The sequence below is a fragment of the Micromonospora sp. NBC_01392 genome, assembly GCF_045040125.1.
GTDB lineage: Bacteria > Actinomycetota > Actinomycetes > Mycobacteriales > Micromonosporaceae > Micromonospora.
In genome coordinates, this window is the sequence record NZ_CP109549.1 from 563,008 (window position 1) to 584,600 (window position 21,593).

Annotated in this window: 24 protein-coding genes; 14 read left to right on the plus strand and 10 right to left on the minus strand. The window is 74.0% G+C overall.

Annotated elements, in window-relative coordinates; all coding sequences use genetic code 11:
- Positions 1-59: 59 nt before the first annotated feature.
- The 3 genes from eis to OG767_RS02650 all read right to left on the minus strand — a co-directional run bounded on the left by eis (position 60) and on the right by OG767_RS02650 (position 2,651).
- On the minus strand, positions 60-1,259 hold the full coding sequence (gene eis, locus OG767_RS02640) for an enhanced intracellular survival protein Eis (protein ID WP_405091993.1): 1,200 nt from the start codon (positions 1,257-1,259) through the stop codon (positions 60-62).
- Between the two features lie 51 nt (positions 1,260-1,310).
- On the minus strand, positions 1,311-2,030 hold the full coding sequence (locus OG767_RS02645) for a PP2C family serine/threonine-protein phosphatase (protein WP_107154591.1): 720 nt from the start codon (positions 2,028-2,030) through the stop codon (positions 1,311-1,313).
- A gap of 93 nt (positions 2,031-2,123) precedes the next feature.
- The gene (locus OG767_RS02650; protein WP_281943745.1) at positions 2,124-2,651 is read right to left on the minus strand and encodes a helix-turn-helix domain-containing protein; all 528 of its coding nucleotides are present in this window, start codon (positions 2,649-2,651) and stop codon (positions 2,124-2,126) included.
- Between the two features lie 55 nt (positions 2,652-2,706).
- Between OG767_RS02650 and OG767_RS02655 the strand changes: the two genes are divergently transcribed.
- Both OG767_RS02655 and OG767_RS02660 read left to right on the plus strand, forming a co-directional pair.
- Positions 2,707-3,945, plus strand: a complete 1,239-nt coding sequence (locus OG767_RS02655) for a benzoate/H(+) symporter BenE family transporter (protein ID WP_405091994.1) — start codon at positions 2,707-2,709, stop codon at positions 3,943-3,945.
- 349 nt (positions 3,946-4,294) lie between these two features.
- Entirely contained in the window at positions 4,295-4,417 is a 123-nt protein-coding gene (locus tag OG767_RS02660; protein WP_405091995.1) for a hypothetical protein, read from the plus strand.
- A 98-nt stretch (positions 4,418-4,515) separates the two neighbouring features.
- Here OG767_RS02660 and OG767_RS02665 read toward each other — a convergent pair whose 3' ends face one another.
- From OG767_RS02665 to OG767_RS02680, 4 genes are all read right to left on the minus strand, one after another.
- Complete coding sequence (locus OG767_RS02665) at positions 4,516-4,881, minus strand: hypothetical protein (RefSeq protein WP_107154594.1); 366 nt, start codon at positions 4,879-4,881, stop codon at positions 4,516-4,518.
- 29 nt (positions 4,882-4,910) lie between these two features.
- Positions 4,911-5,159: a hypothetical protein gene (locus OG767_RS02670; protein ID WP_107154595.1), complete on the minus strand. Its 249-nt coding sequence runs from the start codon at positions 5,157-5,159 to the stop codon at positions 4,911-4,913.
- A gap of 78 nt (positions 5,160-5,237) precedes the next feature.
- A complete protein-coding gene (gene mscL, locus OG767_RS02675) occupies positions 5,238-5,708 on the minus strand; it encodes a large conductance mechanosensitive channel protein MscL (RefSeq protein ID WP_405091996.1) in 471 nt (156 codons plus the stop codon).
- 39 nt (positions 5,709-5,747) lie between these two features.
- Positions 5,748-6,431, minus strand: coding sequence for a FadR/GntR family transcriptional regulator (locus OG767_RS02680; RefSeq protein ID WP_405091997.1), 684 nt, complete (start codon positions 6,429-6,431; stop codon positions 5,748-5,750).
- Positions 6,432-6,480: 49 nt separating this feature from the next.
- On the opposite strand from OG767_RS02680, the gene OG767_RS02685 reads away from it, so the two are divergent.
- Positions 6,481-7,782, plus strand: coding sequence for an MFS transporter (locus OG767_RS02685; RefSeq protein ID WP_405091998.1), 1,302 nt, complete (start codon positions 6,481-6,483; stop codon positions 7,780-7,782).
- A 10-nt stretch (positions 7,783-7,792) separates the two neighbouring features.
- Here OG767_RS02685 and OG767_RS02690 read toward each other — a convergent pair whose 3' ends face one another.
- Positions 7,793-8,149 carry an STAS domain-containing protein gene (locus tag OG767_RS02690; protein WP_067310147.1) on the minus strand — a complete coding sequence of 119 codons (357 nt, stop codon included), beginning with the start codon at positions 8,147-8,149 and terminating at the stop codon, positions 7,793-7,795.
- A gap of 159 nt (positions 8,150-8,308) precedes the next feature.
- Here OG767_RS02690 and OG767_RS02695 point away from each other — a divergent pair, with 159 nt between their 5' ends.
- The 10 genes from OG767_RS02695 to OG767_RS02740 all read left to right on the plus strand — a co-directional run bounded on the left by OG767_RS02695 (position 8,309) and on the right by OG767_RS02740 (position 17,616).
- Positions 8,309-9,169 (plus strand): STAS domain-containing protein, encoded by an 861-nt coding sequence (locus tag OG767_RS02695; protein ID WP_405091999.1) that lies wholly within the window; start codon positions 8,309-8,311, stop codon positions 9,167-9,169.
- Positions 9,169-9,582, plus strand: a complete 414-nt coding sequence (locus OG767_RS02700; RefSeq protein WP_405092000.1) for an STAS domain-containing protein — start codon at positions 9,169-9,171, stop codon at positions 9,580-9,582. The genes OG767_RS02695 and OG767_RS02700 overlap by 1 nt, the downstream gene beginning before the upstream one ends.
- A complete protein-coding gene (locus OG767_RS02705) occupies positions 9,579-9,998 on the plus strand; it encodes an ATP-binding protein (protein ID WP_396855953.1) in 420 nt (139 codons plus the stop codon). Before OG767_RS02700 ends, OG767_RS02705 begins: the two co-directional genes overlap by 4 nt.
- Positions 9,995-11,008: a SpoIIE family protein phosphatase gene (locus OG767_RS02710; RefSeq protein ID WP_405092001.1), complete on the plus strand. Its 1,014-nt coding sequence runs from the start codon at positions 9,995-9,997 to the stop codon at positions 11,006-11,008. The genes OG767_RS02705 and OG767_RS02710 overlap by 4 nt, the downstream gene beginning before the upstream one ends.
- Entirely contained in the window at positions 11,005-12,354 is a 1,350-nt protein-coding gene (locus OG767_RS02715) for a sensor histidine kinase (protein ID WP_405092002.1), read from the plus strand. The genes OG767_RS02710 and OG767_RS02715 overlap by 4 nt, the downstream gene beginning before the upstream one ends.
- Before the next feature lie 2 nt (positions 12,355-12,356).
- Positions 12,357-13,895: a SpoIIE family protein phosphatase gene (locus tag OG767_RS02720; RefSeq protein WP_405094116.1), complete on the plus strand. Its 1,539-nt coding sequence runs from the start codon at positions 12,357-12,359 to the stop codon at positions 13,893-13,895.
- 344 nt (positions 13,896-14,239) lie between these two features.
- Positions 14,240-14,806, plus strand: a complete 567-nt coding sequence (locus tag OG767_RS02725) for a TIGR03086 family metal-binding protein (RefSeq protein WP_405092003.1) — start codon at positions 14,240-14,242, stop codon at positions 14,804-14,806.
- A 76-nt stretch (positions 14,807-14,882) separates the two neighbouring features.
- Entirely contained in the window at positions 14,883-15,419 is a 537-nt protein-coding gene (locus OG767_RS02730) for a PadR family transcriptional regulator (protein ID WP_405092004.1), read from the plus strand.
- Entirely contained in the window at positions 15,416-16,117 is a 702-nt protein-coding gene (locus tag OG767_RS02735) for an ABC transporter ATP-binding protein (RefSeq protein ID WP_405092005.1), read from the plus strand. Before OG767_RS02730 ends, OG767_RS02735 begins: the two co-directional genes overlap by 4 nt.
- Positions 16,114-17,616 carry an FtsX-like permease family protein gene (locus OG767_RS02740; RefSeq protein ID WP_405092006.1) on the plus strand — a complete coding sequence of 501 codons (1,503 nt, stop codon included), beginning with the start codon at positions 16,114-16,116 and terminating at the stop codon, positions 17,614-17,616. Before OG767_RS02735 ends, OG767_RS02740 begins: the two co-directional genes overlap by 4 nt.
- Before the next feature lie 10 nt (positions 17,617-17,626).
- Here OG767_RS02740 and OG767_RS02745 read toward each other — a convergent pair whose 3' ends face one another.
- Complete coding sequence (locus OG767_RS02745) at positions 17,627-17,770, minus strand: hypothetical protein (RefSeq protein WP_405092007.1); 144 nt, start codon at positions 17,768-17,770, stop codon at positions 17,627-17,629.
- A gap of 134 nt (positions 17,771-17,904) precedes the next feature.
- Positions 17,905-19,998, minus strand: a complete 2,094-nt coding sequence (locus OG767_RS02750) for a S9 family peptidase (RefSeq protein ID WP_405092008.1) — start codon at positions 19,996-19,998, stop codon at positions 17,905-17,907.
- A gap of 99 nt (positions 19,999-20,097) precedes the next feature.
- On the opposite strand from OG767_RS02750, the gene OG767_RS02755 reads away from it, so the two are divergent.
- Positions 20,098-21,585 carry an FAD-binding oxidoreductase gene (locus tag OG767_RS02755; protein WP_405092009.1) on the plus strand — a complete coding sequence of 496 codons (1,488 nt, stop codon included), beginning with the start codon at positions 20,098-20,100 and terminating at the stop codon, positions 21,583-21,585.
- Positions 21,586-21,593 lie beyond the last annotated feature (8 nt).

The following is a 21,593-nucleotide window of genomic DNA, read 5'->3' on the forward strand; positions in this document are numbered from 1 at the left end:
GGCGACGCCCTGCGCGGCCTCCCGAAACACACAGCGCCTGATCAGGACAGGTGTCGAGGTCAGAAGTCGGCGAACAGGTACGGCAGTTCACGTGGGAAGAGTCGACGCAGCTCGACGGCGGCGTCCACCGGCACCTCACCCAGCCCGCGTACCGCCACCTCGACCGGGTCGAGCACGCCGTACGCCAGGGCGGACAGCCCGGCGGCGGTGAGCCGGGCCGCCGGCACGGTGCCCTCGGCGGCGCTGTCGGCCGGCAGCACCGCCAGCTTGCCGGTGGTGCCGTCGAGCAGGTGCCGGCCGGCGAGCCAGCGGTCGCTGACCAGCTCGACGAGCACCCGGCCCACCCCGACCGGCTGCTCGGCCAGCGCCTCCAGGCTGAGCAGCCGGGCCATCGGCGCGGAGGAGTCCGGCCGGTGCGCCCGCGTCTCGACGTGCACGTCGAAGTCGGTGAGCCACAGCTCGGGCAGCTCGTCGGGGCCCAGCTCGACGCTGACCCGGTTCACCTGGTCGACGTGCCGGGCGAAGAACTGGAGCAGCGACGCCCGGGCGTACGGGTCGTCGAAGAGCAGGTCGTCGGCGACCAGCGTGCCGGCGTGGTCGTCGATCCGGTAGGTCACCGCGCCGACCGTCGCGCCGTCGCGCACCACGCTGAGCAGCCAGCGGTCGTCCCGCTCGCGCAGGCCGACCGCCCGGAAGTCGGGGAAGACCGCGAAGCCGTGGCGCTCGCGCAGGCACCGGTCGGTGTAGGCGCGCCACCGCGGGTAGCCCGTCCCGATCCGTTCCCAGACCAGCTCGTCGGGCAGCTCGGCGCGCAGCAGCGGCGCCAGCTCCGCGGGGGCGAACACCGCGGTACGCCGCCGGGGCAACCCGGCGTAGCCGAAGCGCTCGTAGAACGAGGGCCGGAACGGGTACAGCGCGCTGAGCTGGTGCCCCTCGTCCCGCATGCCGTCGAGGAGCTGGTGCATCAGCGTCCGGACGTGCCCGCGCCGGCGGGCCAGCGGATGGGTGGCCACCCCGGCGACACCGGCCATCGGCAGCACCGCGCCGCGCAGGTTCTGCCGCATCGGGATCGCCGAGGCCGCGGCCGTGGCGACGCCGTCCTCCTCGACCACCAGCGTGGTGTTCCCCGCGTTGGTCGGCAGGTAGGCGCGGAACTCGTCGGTCCGGGCCGGCGTCATCGGCGACGCCTCGAACGCGTACGCCTGGAGCGGGAAGCTGGTGGTCGGGCGTTCCTCGGCGGTCAGCCGGCGAATGTGCATCCGTTCATCCCAACGTGCCCGCCCCCGGGTCGCAACCCGAATGGGTCGCCGTCAGGCCTCGGCGACGTCGGAGATGACCACCGTGACGTTGTCCGGTGCGCCGGCCTGGTGGGCCAGCTTCACCAGCTGCTCGCCGCACTGCTGCCGGTCGCCGTAGGTGGCGAGCGCGGCGGCGATGGCGGCGTCCTCCACGTAGTCGGAGAGGCCGTCGCTGCACAGCAGCAGCCGGTCGCCGGGGAAGACGGTGAGCGCCCCCACCGCCGGCGGCGCGTCCTGGCCCTGCACCGCGCGGGTGACCAGCGAGCGCTGCGGGTGGTGCCGGGCCTGGTCGCGGGAGAGCGCGCCCTGGTCGACGAGCGCCTGCACGAACGTGTCGTCGCGGGTGAGCTGGGTCAGCTCGTGGTCGCGCAGCAGATAGCAGCGGGAGTCGCCGACCTGGGCGAGGACCAGCCGGTCACCGGCCAGCAGCGCCGCGGTCAGCGTCGTGCCCATGCCGTCGCGGGCCGGGTCCACCGTGATGGCCGCCCGGATCCGCTGGTTGGCGGTGCTGACCACGGCGCGCAGCGCGTCGGCCGCCTCCTCGGCGCCGGTGGGCGGCGTCAGCTCGTCCAGGATCCGGATGACGATCTCGCTGGCCACCTCGCCGGCCGGGAGGCCGCCCATGCCGTCGGCCACCGCCACCAGGCGGTCACCGGCGAGGGCGGAGTCCTCGTTGTTGGTCCGGACGAGGCCGACGTCGTTGAGGATGGCCGAGCGGAGGATGAGCGTCATGGGGACAAGCTTGCCAAGAAGACCCGCTCCGCGTCTCTACGCGCTGCCGGGTCGGTGGAAAGAAATGTCACCGACTTGCATCCCGGGTATCCGTCAACCGTCCTTCCCGGATGGACGCGGATAGCGCAACAGCAGGCTGGCCCGGACCTGCTCCTCGCCCACCGCGGCGTAACTGTGCGGCACGTCGGAGGTCCAGCGCAGATACTCTCCGGGGCCGCCGGTGAGCGGGGCGTCCACCGGGCCGGCCCGGAGCACGCCGGAGAAGACGGTCACGTGTTCGGTGACGCCGGTCTGGTGGGCGGGGGAGAGCTGCGCCGGCCCCGGGCTGACCCGCATCCGGTACAGCTCGTACGTCGCGTCGCGGTCGTGGAACACCTCCAGCAGCGTCGCGCCCACGGCGGCCCCGCGTACGGTCGGCGTCTGCTCGGGGGCGGAGAGCACGGCGGTCAGCGGTACCCCGAGCTGCGCGGTGATCGCGTACAGCGTCTCCAGGGTGGGGTTGCGGACGCCGTTCTCCAGACCGGAGAGCGTGGCCTTGCCGACGCCGGCCAGCCGCGCGAGTTCGGAGAGGGATAGCCCCCGTTCCATCCGGAGGGCGCGGATCCGCGGGCCGACGTCCATGGGGCTATCGTGCTACATCATGTCGTTCCGTAAACGGAACACCGGAGGAGGAAGCGTGGCCGGTCGACTCCAACCCGTACTGGCCGGCGTGGTGACCGCCCTGGTCGGCTTCGCCAGCTCGTTCACCGTCGTGCTGGCCGGGCTGCGCGCGGTCGGCGCCGACCCGGCCCAGGCCGCCTCCGGCCTGCTCACGCTCTGCGTGGCCAGCGGCGCCTGCGCGGTCTGGCTCGGTCTGCGACACCGGCTGCCGCTCGCCATCGCCTGGTCCACGCCGGGCGCGGCGCTGCTGGTCGCCACCGGGCCGGTCCCCGGCGGCTGGCCCGCCGCCGTGGGCGCCTTCCTGCTCACCGGTCTGCTGATCATCGCCGCCGGGCTGATCCCCGCGCTCGGCCGCGCGGTCGCGGCGATCCCCGCCCCGGTCGCCTCCGCCATGCTCGCCGGGGTGCTGCTGCCGCTCTGCACCGCGCCGGTACGCGCCCTGGTGGAGGTGCCCCGGCTGGCCGGGCCGGTGGTGCTCGCGTGGCTGCTGCTGCACCGGTTCGCGCGCCGCTGGGCGGTGCCCGGCGCGCTCGCGGTGGCCGTGGTGGCGATCGCGTTGACCACCTCCGGCCCGGCCCGGCTGGACGTCGCCCCGGTCGTCGCGCTGACCGTGCCGACCTGGACGCTGCCCGCCGTCGTCGGGCTCGCGCTGCCGCTGTTCCTGGTCACCATGGCCGCGCAGAACGTGCCCGGCACCGCCGTGCTCGCCGGCTACGGCTACCGGGCGCCGCTGGGCTCCGCGCTACGGGTCACCGGGCTCGCCACCACGCTCGGCGCGTCGGCCGGCGGCCACGCGGTGAACCTGGCCGCGATCACCGCCGCGCTCGCCGCCGGCCCGGACGCCCACCCCGACCCGGACCGGCGCTGGATCGCCTCGGTCACCGCCGGCATCGGCATGGCGTTGCTCGGCCTCGGCGCCGGCGTGGCGACCGCCCTGGTGCTGCTCTCCCCGCCGGTACTGGTCGAGGCGGTGGCCGGGCTCGCGCTGCTCGCCGCGCTGGCCGGCGCGGTGTCGGCGGCGGTCGCCCAGCCGGACACCCGGGAGGCCGCCGTGGTCACGCTGGTGGTCACCGCGTCCGGGGTCAGCCTGCTCGGCATCGGGGGCGCGTTCTGGGGCCTGGTCGCCGGCTGCCTGATGCTCCTGCTCTTCCGCCGCCGCCCGCCCGCCGCGCCGCCGGCTGCCGCGCCGCCGGTCGAACCCGACAGCCGTACCGCATTGGGGCCGGATCTGGCCGCCGCGCACCGGCAGGGCTGACTGTGAGCATGGCGGGGTCGGCTCAGCAGTGGTTAGCTGGCAGCAGTGGGTGTGACTCTAGGTCTGACTGGCTGTGTGCCGTTGAGCGGACTTGTCCGTCTGCTGCTGCCGGCGCCGACCCGGCGGGAGACGTTTGGCCTGATCAGGAGCCCCGCCTCCTGGCCTTTCGCCCTGCTCCTGGCGCTTCGCCCTGGTCTCGGCCCCGCGCTCGATCGTGAACCGGTGCTCCCCGGCGGCGGTGTGCCCGAAGTGCCTACGAACTTGATGGCGTGAACGGTTCACCGGTCGTGACCCATCGGCGCCATCAAGTTCATAGGGGCTGCCGGTATCTGCCCGGGACCGCCGGCCGGTGACGGGTCAGGAGTGGCGTCGCCGACCGGCGCTGCCTGCTCCCGGCCAGGAGAGCGAGAAGATGGCGATGCCTGCTCCCGGACAGGAGAGCTGGGAGGCGGCGGCGCCGGTCAGCGGGTGACGGCGGTGCCGGCGAGGTGGCATCGGCGGGCCGGGAGGTGACTCACCGGGCGGGGAGACGGCTCGACAGGCCAGGAAGTGCCCTGGTCGAGCCGGTGGTCACTCCTCGGCGGGCAGTTCAGCGGCCGGGACGGTGAGGCGGACCGCGCCGTCGGCCACGGCCGCGATCCGGTCGGCCAGCACGTAGACCGCGCCGGTGTCGGCCAGCTCGGTGGAGACCTTGAGGTAGCCCTCGCGCAGCAATCGCGCGGCCAGGTCGGCGGGCACGTCCGGCTCGTCGACGGCGGCCGACTCGATCAGCTCGTCGAGGCTGCTGCCCGGGTCGACCGGGGCGGGCGCCTCCACGGTCACCGCGGCGGGGTCGCCGCGCTGGACGAGATCCACGGTGCCCACCTCGACGCCGGTGGAGTCGACCACCCGCATGCCGGTGGTGACCCGGGAGACGGTGTCCTGCTGCTGGCTCATGCCGAAGCGGTTCCCGGGGCGCGCGGGCGCTAAACGGAGGGGGCCCAGCCGCCCGGCGGGCGGGGGGACAGCTCGCGCCAGGTGTCCGGCCCGTCGAGCAGCGCGCGGACCGTCTCCTCGGCCTCCTCGACACTGGTGTGCTCGTAGAAACGGGAGACGCCCTCGGCACCACCGGCGCGCTGCTCCACGTGCCAGCGGTCGCCGTCCACCCGGAGGAAGACGTCCCGCCGGGCGAGCCGGCCCCATTTCCCGTTCCACCAGTGCCTACGCTGCTCCATGCCCGGGACTCTATCGAACATGTGTTCGATTCGGGTCGGCCCCCGCGGAATCTCCGCGGGGGCCGGTGGGCTATGGCGTCAGCGCGGGGCCGGCGGCTCCTGCCGGCGGCCGAGCACGTCGTCAAGCGCGCCGCGCTGGGCGGGCGTGCCGTGGTTGCCGGCGAGCAGCGCGTCCCGGATCTCGGTGAGCAGCTTCACCTCTTCGCTGGGCGCGGAGGGCGGCGGCTCCTCGCCGCGCTTGCGCCGCTCGGCGAGCCGGTTCATCGGGTAGACGACCAGGAAGTACAGCGCCGCCGCGGTGAGCATGAACGTGATCAACGCGTTGATGAACGCCACCCAGTCGAACGGGATGCCCCGGAAGCTCGGGGTCGAGCCGGTGAGCCCGTTCTTGTTGCCGGTGATCAACACGATGAACACGCGGACCAGTGGTTCCAGGAACGACTTGGTCAGCTGCGTGACCACGCCGGTGAACGCGGCACCGATGACGACGCCGACCGCGAGGTCGACGACGTTGCCGCGCATGATGAAGTCTTTGAAGCCCTTGAGCATTCGCTCTCCCGTGCTGTCCGAATCTGCGTCCGGCACAACCTATGCCTCGGTCGGCCCCTCAAGAAACGCACCGGCCTCGATCGCTGCCCGCGTCGGGTCGCCGGCCCGGATCGCCGCCACCAGTCGACCGTGGTCGACGTACCGCTCGGCGGTCAGCGCCGGCCCCATGGCCTGCGCGACGGTGCGGCGCAGCGCGGCGCCGACGGAGGCGTACAGCTCAGCGAGCATGGCGTTGTGCGCGGCGGCCACCACCACCGTGTGCAGCGCGGCGTCCGCCTCCACGAACTCGTCCACCCGGCCGGAGCGCCACGCGGCCTCCCGGGCGGCGAGCGCGGCGTCGAGCGCCGCCAGGTCCTCGGGGGTACGCCGCAGCGCGGCGAGCCGGGCGGCCTCCACCTCGAACGCGCGCCGGACCTCGACCACCTCGGTCATCCGGTCGTCGGTGAGCCGGCGGGCCACCACCGGGGCCAGCTCGTCGGTCGACACCACGTAGGTGCCGGAGCCCTGCCGGCACTCCAGCACACCGGCGTGCACCAGGGCGCGGACCGCCTCGCGGACCGTGTTCCGCCCCACGCCGAGCGCGGCCACGAGCTGCGGCTCGGTGGGGATGCGTGCGCCCACCGGCCACTCGCCGCCCAGGATGCGCGCCCGGAGCTGCTCGATCGTCCGGTGGACCCGGTGGCCGCGCGGCGGCACGACGACGGAATCCACGGCGGGTGTCACCGGTTACACCTGCTGCCGAAATTCATCCCATGATTGTAGGTTCGAGGTCATGACGCCGCCACCCCCGCCCACCGCGACCGCGCCCACCGCCGACGTCACCCCCGGGCCGGCGCCGGCGGCCACCCCGGACCCGCCGGCCCCGGCGGCGGTCTCCCCGGTGCGCGGCGGACTCCTGGTGCTGGTCGGGATGCTGCTCGTCGCGTTGAACCTGCGGGCGGCGGTGACCAGCCTCGGCGCGCTGCTCGACGAGATCCGCGTCGGGCTGGGCCTCTCCGGCACCATGGCCGGCCTGGTCACCACGCTGCCCACCATCGCGTTCGCCGGGCTCGGCGCGCTCACCCCGTGGCTGGTCCGCCGCTGGGCGGCACCCCGGGTGCTGGTGCTGGCCATGATCGCGCTCACCGCCGGGCAGGTGTTGCGCGCGGTCACCGGCTCGGCGGCCGTCTTCGTGCTCACCAGCGCGCTCGCGCTGGCCGGCATCGCGGTGGCGAACATCCTGCTGCCGATGCTTGTCAAACAGCACTTCCCGCACCGCACCGGGCTGGTCACCGGGGCGTACACGATGGCGCTGACGGTGGGCACGACGGTGGCCGCCGCCTCCGCGGTGCCGGTGGCCCACGCCTTCGGCTCCTGGCGGGCCGGGCTCGGCGTCTGGGCCGGGCTGGCCGCGCTGGCCGTGATCCCGTGGGTGCCGCTGGCGCTGCGGGCGCGCGCCGCGCGCCGGGCCGCCGACCGGACCGCGACCCCGGCGGTCGTCGCCGCCCCGGCGCGGGTACGGCCCGGCCGGACCCGGCTCGGCTGGGCCATGGCGGTCTACTTCGGGGCGCAGTCGCTCAGCGGGTACGCGATCATGGGCTGGCTGGCCCAGCTCTTCCGGGACGCCGGCTACCGGCCCGAGGCGGCCGGCCTGCTGCTCGCCGGCGTGACCGCGCTCGGCGTGCCGGTGGCGCTGACGATGCCGGCGCTGGCCGGCCGGCTGGCCACCCTGCGTCCGCTGGTGCTGTCGCTGACCGCGTTCTCCACCGCCGCGTACGTCGGACTGGCGCTCGCCCCGCGCGGCCTGGCGCCGCTCTGGGTGCTGCTGCTCGCACTCGGCCAGGGCGCGTTCCCGCTCATCCTGACCACGATCGGGTTGCGGGCCCGGACCGCCGAGGGCACCGTGGCGCTCTCCGCCTTCGCGCAGAGCACCGGGTACGTCATCGCCGCGCTCGGCCCGCTGCTGGTCGGCATCCTCTACGAGGCGACCGGCGGCTGGACCGCCCCGCTCGGCTTCCTGCTGGTGGCACTCGCCGTGCAGACGACCGCGGGCATGGTGATCGCTCGTCCCCGCTACATCGAGGACGAGCGCTGAGCGAAGTCGGTCAGGAGGAGGCCGGGGTGGGGTCGCCCGCGACGGCCTCGTCCACCGTCGGGTACGTGTGCAGCACCTCGACCAGACCGCTGACCTCGAGGATGCGCAGCACGCCGCGCTGCGGGGCGGCCAACCGGACCACGCCGCCGGCCTCGTCGCAGCTGTTCTTGGCGCGGACGAACACCGACAGCCCGGTCGAGTCGCAGAACGACACCTCGGCCAGGTCGAACACGAGGCGGCTGCGCCCCTTGTCGAGCAGGTCGGTGATCTGATCCTGGAGCTGCGGTGCGGTGGCCATGTCCAGCTCGCCCGCGACCGACACCACGACCACGTCGCCGCGCTGTTCCGTGTGCACCGTCAGGGACATTCGTCGACCTCCTGTGTTCGGGGGAACGGTATCCCACAATGACCGCGCCGCGCAGAACGGGAGCCGGCACAGGTGCTGTCGATCATTTCTTTGTCCCGTGGCAAGTAGTGCGGCAACCCCCGGTGATAGAGTCCGCCCGTCCAGATCTGGGAGGTCAACGTGGCATTGGGCGCAGAGCAGGGCGGTCGGCTCGCCGAACTGCTGAGTCAGCACGAGGACCGGTTGACCAACCGCTGGATCGAGATCGTCGCCGGCTCGTTGCGCGGCCGGCTCAGCCGGGCGGAGCTGGCCCGCCAGGTGCAGGAGCTGCACCGCGCGGTGGCCGACGCCGGCCGGCAGGGCATCGGCGACCTGGCCGACGAGCACGGTGGGGAGCTGCGGGCGGTGCTCGCCGAGATCTCCACCAACCGGGCCCGCCAGGGATTCAGCGCCACCGAGACCGCGATCAGCGTGTTCGCGATCAAGGACGTCCTGCTGGAGCTGATGGAGCAGGAGCGGGGCGAGGGCACGCTCCGCGACTTCGTCGCGTTCTCCTCGCTGATCGACCAGATGGGGCTGTTCACCTTCGAGACGTTCGTCCGGGCCCGGGAGAGCCTGATCGCCGACCAGGCGGAGCAGTTGCTGGAGCTCTCCACCCCGGTGGTCAAGCTCTGGGAGGGCGTGGTCGCCGTCCCGCTGGTCGGCACGCTCGACTCGGCCCGTGCCCAGGTGGTGATGGAGCGGCTGCTCCAGACGCTCGTCGACACGGGTTCGCCGTACGCGATCATCGACATCACCGGCGTGCCGGCGGTGGACACCCAGGTCGCCCAGCACATCCTCAAGACGGTGGTGGCCGCCCGGCTGATGGGCGCCGACTGCATCATCTCCGGCATCCGCCCGCAGATCGCCCAGACGATCGTCGCGCTCGGCATCGAGTTCGGCGACATCGCCACCAAGGCGAGCCTGGCCGACGCGCTCCGTCACGTGCTGCGCCTGACCGGGGTCGAGACCTCCGCCCGCCGCGCCCGCCGGGAGTCGTGATGGAGCGGGTGCCGATCCTCAAGATCGGCGACATCCTGCTGGTCTCCATCCAGGTCGACATGTCCGACCAGACGGCGATCCAGCTCCAGGAGGACCTGGCCGAGCGGATCGTCGCCACCGGCTGCCACGGCGTCATCATCGACATCACGGCGCTGGACATCGTCGACTCCTTCGTCGGCCGGATGCTCTCCACCATCGCGTCCATCTCGAAGGTGCTGGACGCCGAGACGGTGGTGGTCGGGATGCGTCCCGCCGTCGCCATCACGCTGGTCGAGCTGGGGCTGTCGCTCAACGGCATCCGGACCGCGCTGAACGTCGAGCGCGGCATGGAGCTGATCGCGGCGAGTCGCGCCGACGACTGGGACGCGGTGCTCGTCGACGACGAGGACACCGAGACGACGGCGACGCCATGACCGCGGGCGTCGACCTGGGGGTGCCGGCGACGCAGGCGATCCGTAGCGACGAGGACGTGGTGCGGGTCCGGCAGTTGGTACGGACCACCGCGGTCGCGGTCCGGCTCTCCCTGGTCGACCAGACCAAGCTGGTCACCGCCGCCAGCGAGCTGGCCCGCAACACGCTGATCTACGGCGGCGGGGGCAGCGCCGAGGTGACCACCGTCTCCGACGGCCGCCGGCGCGGCGTCCGGATCGTCTTCGCCGACCAGGGCCCGGGCATTCCCGACCTCGACCTGGCCCTCACCGACGGCTACACCACCGGCGGCGGGCTGGGCCTCGGCCTCAGCGGCGCCCGTCGGCTCGTCGACGACTTCGACATCCGGACCGCCGTCGGCGAGGGCACGGAGATCACCATCACCAAGTGGTCGCGATGAGCACCGACGTGGTCCCCGACCACGGCGTGTGGTTCCGGGTCGACAACGGCGCGACGGCCGGCGGCGTACGCCGGGTGGCCGAGCGGCTCGGGGGGCAGCTCGGGCTCAGCAGGGAGCGCATCGCGGATCTGGCCATCGTCACCGCCGAGATCACCAGCAATCTGGTCAAGCACGCCCGCGAGGGCGCCCTGCTGCTCCGTCCGGCGCGTCGGGACGGGCGGGCCGGGGTGGAACTGGTGGCCATCGACTCGGGTCCGGGCATGGCCGATCTCACGGTCTCCTCGGCCGACGGGCACTCCACGGTCGGCACGCTCGGCATCGGCCTCGGCGCGATCGCCCGGCAGTCGAGCCGGTTCGACGCCTACTCGCGACCCGGCCGGGGCACGGTCCTGACCGCCCAGATCTGGGACGGTCCGCCACCGGCGCCGGACTGGGCCGGCGGGTTGGCCCGGCCGATCACCGGCGAGCAGGACAGCGGCGACGGGTACGCGGTCCGGCTGGTCGAGGGCCGGCGGCAGGTGCTGGTCTGCGACGGGTTGGGGCACGGCCCGCTGGCCGCCGCCGCCACCGGCGCCGCGGTCGCCGCGTTCCGTTCGGCCCCGGCCGGCCCGCCGGACACCGTGGTGCGGCACCTGCACGCCGCCATCTCGCACACCCGTGGCGCGGCGCTCGCGGTGGCCGAGCCCGACGCCGGGACCGGGCAACTGCACTACGCCGGCCTGGGCAACATCGCCGCCATGATCGTGGCCACCGGCGAGCGGCGGCGCGGCCTGGTGTCGCTGCCGGGCATCGCCGGGCACCAGCGCCCCACGGTTCGTGGGTACGACTACCCGTTCCCGCCCGGCGCGACGCTGGTGATGCACAGCGACGGCGTGGTGGACCGCTGGGACCTGGACGACTACCCCGGGCTGGTCGCCCGCCCGCCGCTGCTGGCCGCCGCCGCGTTGCTCCGCGACGCCGGGATCCGCCGTGACGACGCTTGTGTCCTGGTCGCCCGGGTGGCCCCATGACCGAGCCGCTCCTGCACCTGGCGCTCCGGGTCGAGCAGGACATCTTCCTGGTCCGGCAGCGGGGCCGGGAGGTGGCCGCGGCGATCGGGCTGGAGCACCAGGACCAGGTCCGGATCGCCACCGCGCTCAGCGAGGTGGCGCGGGAGCTGCTGCACGGGGTGGCCGGCGCCGACGTCACGTTCGCCGTCGACCGGGCCGGCCCGGCCGGTCGGGCGGAGCTGCGGGTGGACCTGTCTCCGGTCCGTCCGTTCCCCGGCGGCCGGTACGAGCCGCGGTCCGGCGCGGTCGCTCGTCTCGTGGACTCGTTGCGGGTGATGTCGGTCGAGGGCGTTACCGTCGTGAGGATGTCCCGACGAGTACCGGACCACGCCGAGGAGCTGACGCCGGAACGCGCCGACCAGCTCCGCGCCGAGCTGGCGGAGCGCGCTCCGGGTTCCGCGCTGGACGAGTTGGCCGCACAGAACGCGCAGCTCATCGCCGCGCTCGACGAGGTGCGCTCGCAGCGGGACGAGCTGGCGGTGCTCAACGCCGAGCTCCAGGAGACCAACCAGGGCGTGATGGCGCTCTACAACCAGCTCACCGAGGAGCTGGAGGAGACCAACCGTGGCGTGGTGGCGCTCTACGCCGAGCTGGACGAGAAGTCCGCCCAGTTGCGGGCCGCCAGCGAGTCGAAGAGCAGGTTCCTGGCCAACGTCAGTCACGAGCTGCGTGCCCCGGTCACCGCGATCATCGGTCTGGGGCGGCTGCTGGCCGACTCCGCCTCCGATCCGCTGACCGGCGAGCAGGCCCGCCAGGTGGGGCTGATCCGGTCCTCCGCGGGTGACCTGCTGGCGCTGGTGAACGAGCTGCTCGATCTGGCGAAGGCCGAGTCGGGCCGGATCGAGCCGGACTGGTCCGAGGTCGACCTGCGCGCCGTGTTCGGGCAGCTTCGCGGCACGCTGCGGGCGTTGGCCACCCGACCCGAGGTGGAGCTGGTGGTGGAGGAGCCGCCGGCCCCGGCGACGGTCCGCTCGGACGAGGTGCTGCTCGCCCAGGTGCTGCGCAACCTGTTGCACAACGGCCTGAAGTTCACCGAGCGGGGCGAGGTGCGGCTGCGCGCCGAGCGTCGGGACGAGGTGTGGTCGCTCTCGGTGACCGACACCGGCGTCGGCATCCCGCCCGAGTTGCACGAACGGATCTTCGAGGAGTTCTACCAGGTGCCGGGCACGACCCGGGTCGGCGGCACCGGCCTCGGCCTGCCGTACGCCCGGCGGCTGGTCGCCCTGCTCGGCGGCACGCTGAAGCTGACCAGCGAAGCGGGCCGGGGCAGCACGTTCACCGTGGTCCTACCCGTGGGCGGAGCGTGACGGTGGAGGGCGGGCCGGCGACGGTGCTGGTGGTCGACGACAGCGGCCCGAAGCGTTACCTGCTGGTGAACTGGCTCACCCGGGCCGGGTTCGTGACCGTGGAGGCCGAGAACGGCACGGCGGCGCTGGAGCGGGTGGCCCGGGAGCCGGTCGATCTGGTCGTGCTCGACGTGCGACTGCCGGACATGAGCGGCTTCGAGGTCTGCGAGCGGATCAAGGAGGCGCATCCGTCGGTGCCGGTCATCCACGTCTCCGCGCACGCGGTGGACGTGGTCGACCGGGCGCAGGGGCTCACCCGGGGCGCGGACGCGTACCTGGCCGAGCCGATCGAGCCGGAGGAACTGGTCGCCACCGCGCACGCGGTGCTGCGCTACTACCAGGCCCGGCGGCGGGCCGAGCAGCTCGCCGAGCGGTTGGCCGCGCTGGCCGACGCCACGGTGGAGATGCACGCGTCGTCGAACTTCGTCCGGCTGCTGGAGGCCGCCGCGTCCGGCGCCGCGCGGATCTTCCGGTCGCCGGCGGCGGTGGTCGCCGAGACGTTCGACGGGGACTGCCTGGCGGGCGTGGCCGCCGACCCGCACACGCCGGCCGGGATCGTGCCGTGGGTGGTGGACGACACCGGCGTGCCGATCGGCACCCGGGTGTGGGTGGACCAGCCGGGCAACTGGCCGTTGACCGACTGGCCGGAGGGGGACACGGTGACCGTGGCCGCCTCGCGGCTGCGGGAGGACCGGGCCCCGCTCTACGTGGTGGTGCCGACGTCCACCCAGACCGTGCAGACGCCGGTGCTGGTGCAGCTCGCCCAGGCGGTGGCGTCCGCGGTGGAGGCACAGCGTTCCTTCGACGAGGAGCATCGGATCGCGGTGACGCTCCAGCGCAGCCTGCTGCCGCGGCGGCTGCCCGAGGTGGCCGGCCTGGACCTGGCCGTCCGCTACGAGCCGGCGAGCGCCCAGACCGAGGTGGGCGGGGACTTCTACGAGCTGGTGATGCTCGACGGGCACCTGCTGGTGGCGATCGGCGACGTGGCCGGGCACTCGCTGCACGCCGCCACCGTGATGGCCGAGCTGCGGCACGCGGTCCGGGCGTACGCGGTCGAGGGGCACCAGCCGGGCATGATCCTGGACCGGGTCAACGAGCTGATGCGGACGCTGCTGCCGAACGAGCTGGCCACCATCTGTGTGCTGCTGCTCCACCCGGGCACCGGGCTGATCCGGATGGCCAGCGCCGGGCACCTGCCGCCGCTGCTGAGCCGGGACGGGCGGGTCGAGTTCGTCTCGCAGTCCGCGGCGTTGCTCGGCGTGCGCGCGCCCCGCCCGCCCGACCTGGAGTTCGTGCTGCCGGCCGGCGCCACGCTCGTCCTCTACACCGACGGGCTGATCGAGCGTCGGGACGCCACCATCGACGACGGGATGGCCGCGCTCGGCGTGGTGGCCACCCGGGTGGACGACGACCTCGACCAGTTCTGCCAGCGGCTGCTGATCGAGCTGGCGCCGCCGGAGATCCACGACGATGTCGCGGTGGTGGCGGTCCGCCGCCGCTGACTTCCGGTCGACCACTCACCGTAGTTGTCCGCAGTGGTTACTGACGGTGTCCGTCGGCTCGGGCGGTGGGTGAAGGCTTCCGCCGCCTTTGCTCTGCAGCCACCGGCGCAGCACGGTCTTGAGCAGGGTCTTCGGGTCGAGCGGTGCTGCGGCGGTCGGGGGGCGTCGTCACCTTACGTGCGCGATGCGTCCGTGGCTGCAGAGCAAAGGCGGTCCGGCCTCACCTCGACGGCGCCGACCGCGGTTACGCAGCGCATTGCATCGATTTCGATCCGACCGATGCGCCCGCCCGCCGCGGTTCGGGTGTCGCATTTCTTCAAGACCGCCCCCATACCCTGGGTCCTATGAGTACGAAGACTAGTGAGCTGCTGGCCCTCGCCGAGCCGGGCACGGTGGCGGTGGTGCGGGGGATCTCCGACGACCACCTCGACCGACCCACGCCGTGCCGTGACTACACGGTGCGTGACCTGCTCAACCACCTGTTCGACGTGGTGGTCAACTTCGAGGCGCTGGCCCGGCGCGAGGAGGTCGACTGGTCGGTCCGGACCGACCACCTGACCAGTGGCTGGCGGGACCGGTTCCCGAAGGAGGCGGCGCGGTTGGTCGAGACGTGGTCGGACCCGGCCGTGCTGGAGGGCGTCTCGGCGGGCATGGGCGTGCCCCAGAAGACGATCGGGTCGATGGCTCTGATCGATCTCACCGTGCACGGCTGGGACCTGGCCCGTGCCACCGACCAGGAGTTCACCGTGGACCCGTCGGTGGTGACGGCCCTGCACGAGTTCCTGGACGAGCGGGGCGACATGGGTCAGCGGATGGGCGTGTTCGCCGCGCCGGTGCCGACCGCCGCGGCCCCGGGCACGGTGGACGCACTGCTGGGCCGGACCGGGCGCGACCCGGCCTGGAGCCGCTGAACCGACCGGCCCGCGTCGGCCCGGGCCGACGCGGGCCGCTCTTGACACCGCTATTCGCTCAGCGAATAGTGATGCCGTGTCCACTCAGCACGTTCTGCTCGGGCTGCTCGCCGCCGGGCCACGCCACGGCTACGAGCTGAAGCGCGCCCACGACGAGCGGCTGCCCCGGGCCCGACCGCTGGCCTTCGGCCAGGTCTACGCCACGCTGGCCCGGCTGCACCGCGACGGCCTGGTGACGCCGGCCGGCCAGGGCCGGGAGGGCGGCCCGGACCGCACCGCCTACGCGCTCACCGACGACGGACGGGCCACGCTCGACCGGTGGCTGGCCACCGTCGAGCCACCGATGCCGTACGTGGCCAGCACGCTCTTCGCCAAGGTGGTGGTCGCGTTGCTGGTGGCCGACGCCGACCAGGCCCGCGCCTACCTGATCGCCCAGCGCCGGGCGCACACCGCACGGCTGCGCGAGCTGACCGCCGTCAAGACCACCCCCGGTTCCCACCTCGACGAGGTGGTCGCCGCCGACTTCGCCATCGCTCACCTCGACGCGGACCTGCGGTGGCTGCACACCACCCTGGACCGGGTCGCCGACTGGCACCGGGAGGTGCACTCGTGACGTTCCTGGAAGCGCGCGGCGTGGTCCGGGCGTACGGCCCGACACCGGCGCTGCGCGGCGTGACGCTCGACGTGGCCGAGGGCGAGATCCTCGCGGTGACCGGTCCGAGCGGCTGCGGCAAGTCCACGCTGCTGCACTGTCTGGCCGGCATCCTGCGCCCCGACGCGGGCCAGGTGACCTGGCGGGGAGAGCGGATCGACACGTGGTCGGAGTCGGCCCGCTCCCGGCTGCGCCGCACCGAGTTCGGGGTGCTGTTCCAGTTCGGTCAGCTCGTCGCCGAGCTGACCGCGGCGGAGAACGTCGCGCTTCCGCTGCTTCTCGCCGGCACGGGACGACGGGCGGCGCGGACGGCGGCGCTCACCTGGCTGGAACGGCTCGGCGTGGCCGAGGTCGCCGACGTCCGGCCCGGCGAGATGTCCGGCGGGCAGCAGCAGCGCTGCGCGCTGTCCCGGGCGCTGGTCACCGAGCCGCGGGTGCTCTTCGCCGACGAGCCCACCGGCGCGCTCGACACGCTCGCCGGCGAGCAGGTGCTCACCCAGTTGGTCCGGCTGGCCCGGGAGCAACGCACCACGGTCGTGCTGATCACGCACGAGCCGCGGATCGCCGGGTACGCCGACCGGGAGGTCAGCCTGCGCGACGGCATGGTCGACCACAGCGGGCTGGGTCTCGATCCGGCGTTGCCGGGCGGCACGCGGTGAGGCCGGGCACGCTGCTGCGACTCACCCTGGCCGGCACCCGCACGGACGGCGCGCGGGTGGCACTGACCGCGTTGAGCGCCGCGCTGGCGACGCTGGCCGGACTGGCCGCGCTGACCGTGCTGGCGGTGGCGAAACCGCCCGGTCACGACTGGACGGAGTCCGCGCAGTACACCAACGGGCTGCTGCGCGAGCCCGGCCTGCGGCCCGGCGTGGCGGTCGCGTTGCTGCTGCTCTGCGTGCCGGTGCTCGGGCTGGCCGGGCAGTGCGCCCGCCTCGGCGCGCCCGGGCGCGACCGACGGCTGGCCGCGCTGCGGCTGGCCGGGGCCACCCCGGGCCAGGTCACCGGGCTCGCGGTCGCCGAGACCGGTGTGGCGAGCCTGCTCGGCACCGGCGCCGGCCTGGTCGTGTTCGAGGTCGGCCGTCGGCTGCTGCACCGGCCGGCCGCCGACGGGCGGCTGCCGCTTCCCACCGACGTGCACCCGGGCCCGGTGGCCGTGGCCGCCGTGGTGCTCGGCCTGCCGCTGGTCGCCGCGTTGGCCAGCGCGTTGCTGCTGCGCCGCGTCACCACCACCCCGTTCGGCGTGGTGCGCCGGGTCCGCACGAAGGCGCCGTGGCCGTGGCCGGGCCTGCTCATCCTGGTCGCGCTGGCGTCGTTCGCCGCGATCCGGCCGATCGGGCTGTGGTACGAGCGGCGTGACCAGGCACCGCCCGACTCGGTGGTGCCGCTGCTGCTGACGTTCGGCGGGCTGACCGCCATGATCGGCGTGGTGTCGGGCACCGGCTGGATCTCGTACACCACCGGGCGGTTGCTGCACCGCCACGGGCGCGGTCCGGCCGCGCTGCTCGCCGCGCGCCGGCTCATCGCCGACCCGTGGGCCGGCAGCCGCACGTTCGCCGCGCTGCTGGCCGCGCTGATCTTCGGGGCCGGGGCCGCCGGGGTACGGGCCGACTTCCAGGCCGAGACGGAACTGGACCGTCGCACCGGCGGTGGCCTGTCCAACCCGGACTTCTACCTCGGCGCGATGGACCTGGTCGACCTGGCCGTCGCGGTGGCCATGGCGATCGCCGCGGGCGGGCTGCTGGTGGCCGTGGTCGAGGGCATCACCAGCCGACGGCGGGCATACGCGGCCCAGGTGGCCACCGGCGTGCCCCGACCCACCATCGGCCGTGCGCTGCTCTGGGCGGCGCTCGCCCCGGCGGTGCCGGCGATCGGGCTCGCGCTGGCCGTCGGCTACCTGCTGGTCGCCGGCCTGATGCCGGCACCCAGTGGCGGCGGCTTCGTGCAGCAGGTCTGCGCCGCCGGCACAGCGGGGTGCGGCACGAACGGCGGCGAGCCGCGTACCGAATGGGTGCCGAAGGTGACGGTCACGCCGGACGTGCCGTGGGAGCAGCTCGCCTGGTTCGCGGCGGGTGGGCTGGCGGCGGTGCTGGTCACGGTCGTGGCCGGCCTGCTCTTCCTGCGCGCCGCCACGTCAGTGGAGGAGCTGCGCGCCACCTGAGCCGGCGGGCTCAGCGGCCGAGCAGTCCGGCGGAGCCGGCGACGGCCAGGCCGACAACGGTCGAGCAGCAGCAGACCACGAGTACGGCGGCGACCACCACGAGGATCAGCCAGGTCGGCCCCCGCCGCGCCGCCGGCTGCTCCTCGTCGCTCACCCGGGCAGTCTAGGGCCGGGCTCGACCGCACGTGCTGTCCGCGGCGCTGGGGAGGTCAGGCGGGGCCCTGCCTGACACTTGCCTGTCAAGAAGGGGCCCCGCCTATGCAGAAGGCGTTAGGAAGGGGCCCCTCCTTACCCGCGGCCGAGGCGGTCCAGCGTCCACGCGTTGACGAACGCCTCCTCGCGCCAGGAGTCGTACCGGCCGCTGGGCCCGCCGTGGCCGGCGCCCATCTCGGTCTTGAGCAGGTAGTCGCCCTGCGGGGCGAGCGCGCGCAGCCGGGCGATCCACTTGGCCGGCTCGTGGTAGAGCACCCGGGTGTCGTTGAGGCTGGTCACCGCCAGGATCGCCGGGTAGTCGGCCGACGTCACGTTCTCGTACGGGGTGTACGACTTCATGTACGCGTAGACCTCGGGGTCGTCCAGCGGGTTGCCCCACTCCTCCCACTCGGTGACCGTCAGCGGCAGCGACGGGTCGAGGATCGAGGAGAGCGCGTCCACGAACGGCACCTGCGCGACGATCCCGGCGAACGCGTCCGGGGCCAGGTTGGCCACCGCGCCCATCAGCAGGCCACCGGCCGAGGCGCCCCGGGCGACCAGCCGGTCGCTCGCCGTCCAGCCGGCCTTGACCAGGTGTCGGGCGCAGGCCACGAAGTCGGTGAACGTGTTCTTCTTGGCCAGCAGCTTGCCCTCGTCGTACCAGCGGCGGCCCAGTTCGCCACCGCCGCGGATGTGCGCGACCGCGAAGATGACGCCGCGGTCGAGCAGGCTCAGCCGGGGGATCGAGAACCACGGGTCCATGCTGGCCTCGTACGATCCGTAGCCGTAGATGACCGCCGGCGCGGAACCGTCGCGCGGGGTGTCCCGGCGGCAGACCAGGGAGATCGGCACCCGGGTGCCGTCGTCGGCCAGCGCCCAGTCCCGGTGCTGCTCGTAGTCGGCCGGGTCGTAGGCCCGCCCGTCCGGGCCGGGGCGTACCGGCTTGCGTCGCAGCAGCGTCAGCTCGCGGCCGGTCAGGTCGTAGTCGTAGATCGACTCGGGCGTGACCAGCGAGGCGTAGCGCAGTCGGATCGCGCCGGTGCGGTATTCCGGGTTCGCGTCCAGCCCGACGCTGTAGATCGGCTCGGGGAAGTCGATGTCCCAGCTGTCGTCGCTGCCGACCGGCACCACCCGCAGCCCGGTGAGCCCGTTGCTGCGCAGCGAGACCACGAGATGGTTCTCGAACGCGTCGACCGACTCCAGCCGGGTGCCCGGCGTGTGCGGGATCAGCGGCGTCCAGTCGCCCGGCGCGTCGGCCGAGGTGTACGCCAGCGCGAAGTCCTCCGCGCCGTCGTTGTGCAGGATCAGGAAGCGGTGGCCGTGGTGCTCGACCGCGTACTCGACGCCCTGCCGCCGTGGGGCCACGATCGCCGGCTCGCCGGTGGGGTTGGCCGCCGGGATGACCCGGACCTCGCTGGTGATCTTGCTGTGGATGTCGATGAGCACGAAGCGCTCGGAGCGGGTCAGCTCGACGCCCACCCAGAACCGCTCGTCGTCCTCCTGGTGGACCACCACGTCCTCGCCCGGGCCGGTGCCGACGGTGTGCCGCCACACCCGGTTCGGCCGCCACGCGTCGTCCACGGTGACGTAGAACAGCGTGGAGGCGTCGCCGGACCACGCCGTGCCGTAGAACGTGTCGGGCACCTCGTCGGGCAGCAGCTCGCCGGTGGACAGGTCTTTGATCCGCAGCGTGAACCGCTCGTCGCCGGAGAAGTCGGTGGAGTAGGCCAGCCAGCGGCCGTCCGGGCTCACGTCGAACGCGCCGAGCGAGAAGAAGTCGTGCCCCTCGGCGAGCTGGTTGCCGTCGAGCAGCACCTCCTCGCCGTCGAGCGGGGCGCCGTCCGCGCTGACCGGGGGCGTGGTCTCACCGGGGCGGACGGCGCGGCGGCAGCGCACGCCGTACTGCTGCCCCTCGACCGTGCGGGTGTAGTACCAGTGGCCGTCCTTGCGGGTCGGCACCGACAGGTCGGTCTCCTGGGTGCGTCGGCGCGTCTCCTCGAACAGCTCGGCCCGCAGCTCGGCCAGGTGCGCGGTGCGCGCCTCGGTGTAGGCGTTCTCGGCCTCCAGGTAGGCGATCGTCTCCGGGTCGTCCTTGGCGGCGAGCCAGGCGTACTCGTCGACGACGGTGTCACCGTGGTGGGTCCGCTCGGCCGGAACGCGCTTCGCCGTGGGCTGTGGGGTCGTGGTCACGGCGTCACGTTACCGGTCGGCGGACCGCCGCCGGGCTCCGCGCCGCGCGAAGCCCGCGACGCGCCGCCAGCATTTTCGAACATGTGTACGATTGCCGCCATGGCGGCTGCTGCGCGTTCCACCGACCGACCCGGAGCCCTCGAGATCACCCGGAAGCTGGCCGAGATCTGCGGCCGTCCGTTCGCCCGTTTCGCCGGCCCGGCCGACGAGGTGGCCGGCCGCACCGCCCGCTGGGTGGCCGTGCCGGGCGGCCCGCGTGCCGCCGCCGAGGTGCTCCGGTTGGCGGCGGCGCACGACCTGACCGTGGTGCCGCGCGGCGCCGGCACGAAGATCGACTGGGGTGCCGCCCCGGCCGGGGTCGACATCATGCTCGACACCGGCCGGCTGGCCGGCGTCTGGCACGAGCCGAGGGACGCCGCGGTGGCCGAGATCGGCGCCGGCACGCCGCTGCGGGCCGTCCAGGCCACGCTGGGCCGCACCGGCCGGCGGCTCCCGGTCGACGCGCCCTCGCCGGGGGCGACGCTGGGCGGGGTGCTGGCCGCCGACGAGGCCGGCCCGTTGCGCCACCGGCACGGCAGCCCGTGCGCGCAACTCGTCGGCGTGCGTTACCTCGACGCCGACGGCGAGCTGGTCAGCGTCGGCGAGTCCGGCACGGCACGCCTCGAACGCGCGGCCCCGACGGGCGGCTTCGACCTCGGTGGCCTCGTCGCCGTCGGTGCGGCCGGTGGTGGCCTCGGTGCCGGCGGCCCGCTTGCCGGTGGTGGTGACGCGGTCCTCGGGTCCGGTGGCCTGCCGGGGCTGGACGTGGCCCGGCTGCTCTGCGGCTCGCAGGGCGGCCTCGGCGTGCTGGTCTCGGCCACCATGCGGGTGCACGCGGCGCCGGTCGGCCGGGTCTGGGTGTCCCGCCCGCTCTGGTCGCCGCTGGAGTTGCCCGACCTGGTCCGCGCGGTGCAGGCCGCCGGGGTCGATCCGGCCGCCGTCGAGCTGGACCTGCCGGTCCCGATCCCCCTGCCCCGCCGTCGGATCCCCGCCAGCCATCCCTCGGTGGTCGGCCGCCCCGACCATCCGGCCGTCACCGGGCGGCCGGCGGTGGGCAGCCTGGTGGTGCTGCTGGAGGGCGGCCCGTCCGACGTGACGGCACGCGCCGAGCGACTGATCGCCGTGCTCGGCGGCGACGCCGTGGTCAACCGCCACGCGCCCGAGTGGTGGGGCCGTTATCCGTTCGCCCCGGGCGACACCGCGCTGCGCATCGACCTGCCCGCCACCGACCTGCACGCCGCGGTCTACGCGTTGCGCGACGCCGCCGGCACCCCGATGCCGGTGCGCGGCTCCGCCGGGATCGGGTCCGCGTACGCCGCCCTGCCCGGATCGCTGGCACCCGAGCGGGTCGCCTCGATCCTCACCGCGGTCCGCAGCGTGCTGATCGCCCGGCAGGGCCGGTGCGTGGTGGTGGCGGCGCCGGCCCTGGTGCGCCGCAGCGTCGACCTCTGGGGCGAGCTGCCCGCGTTGCCGCGACTGCGCAGCGCCAAGGCGCACCTGGATCCGCACCGTCGGCTGGCCCCCGGCCGCCTCCCCGGCGGCCTCTGACCCGAGCC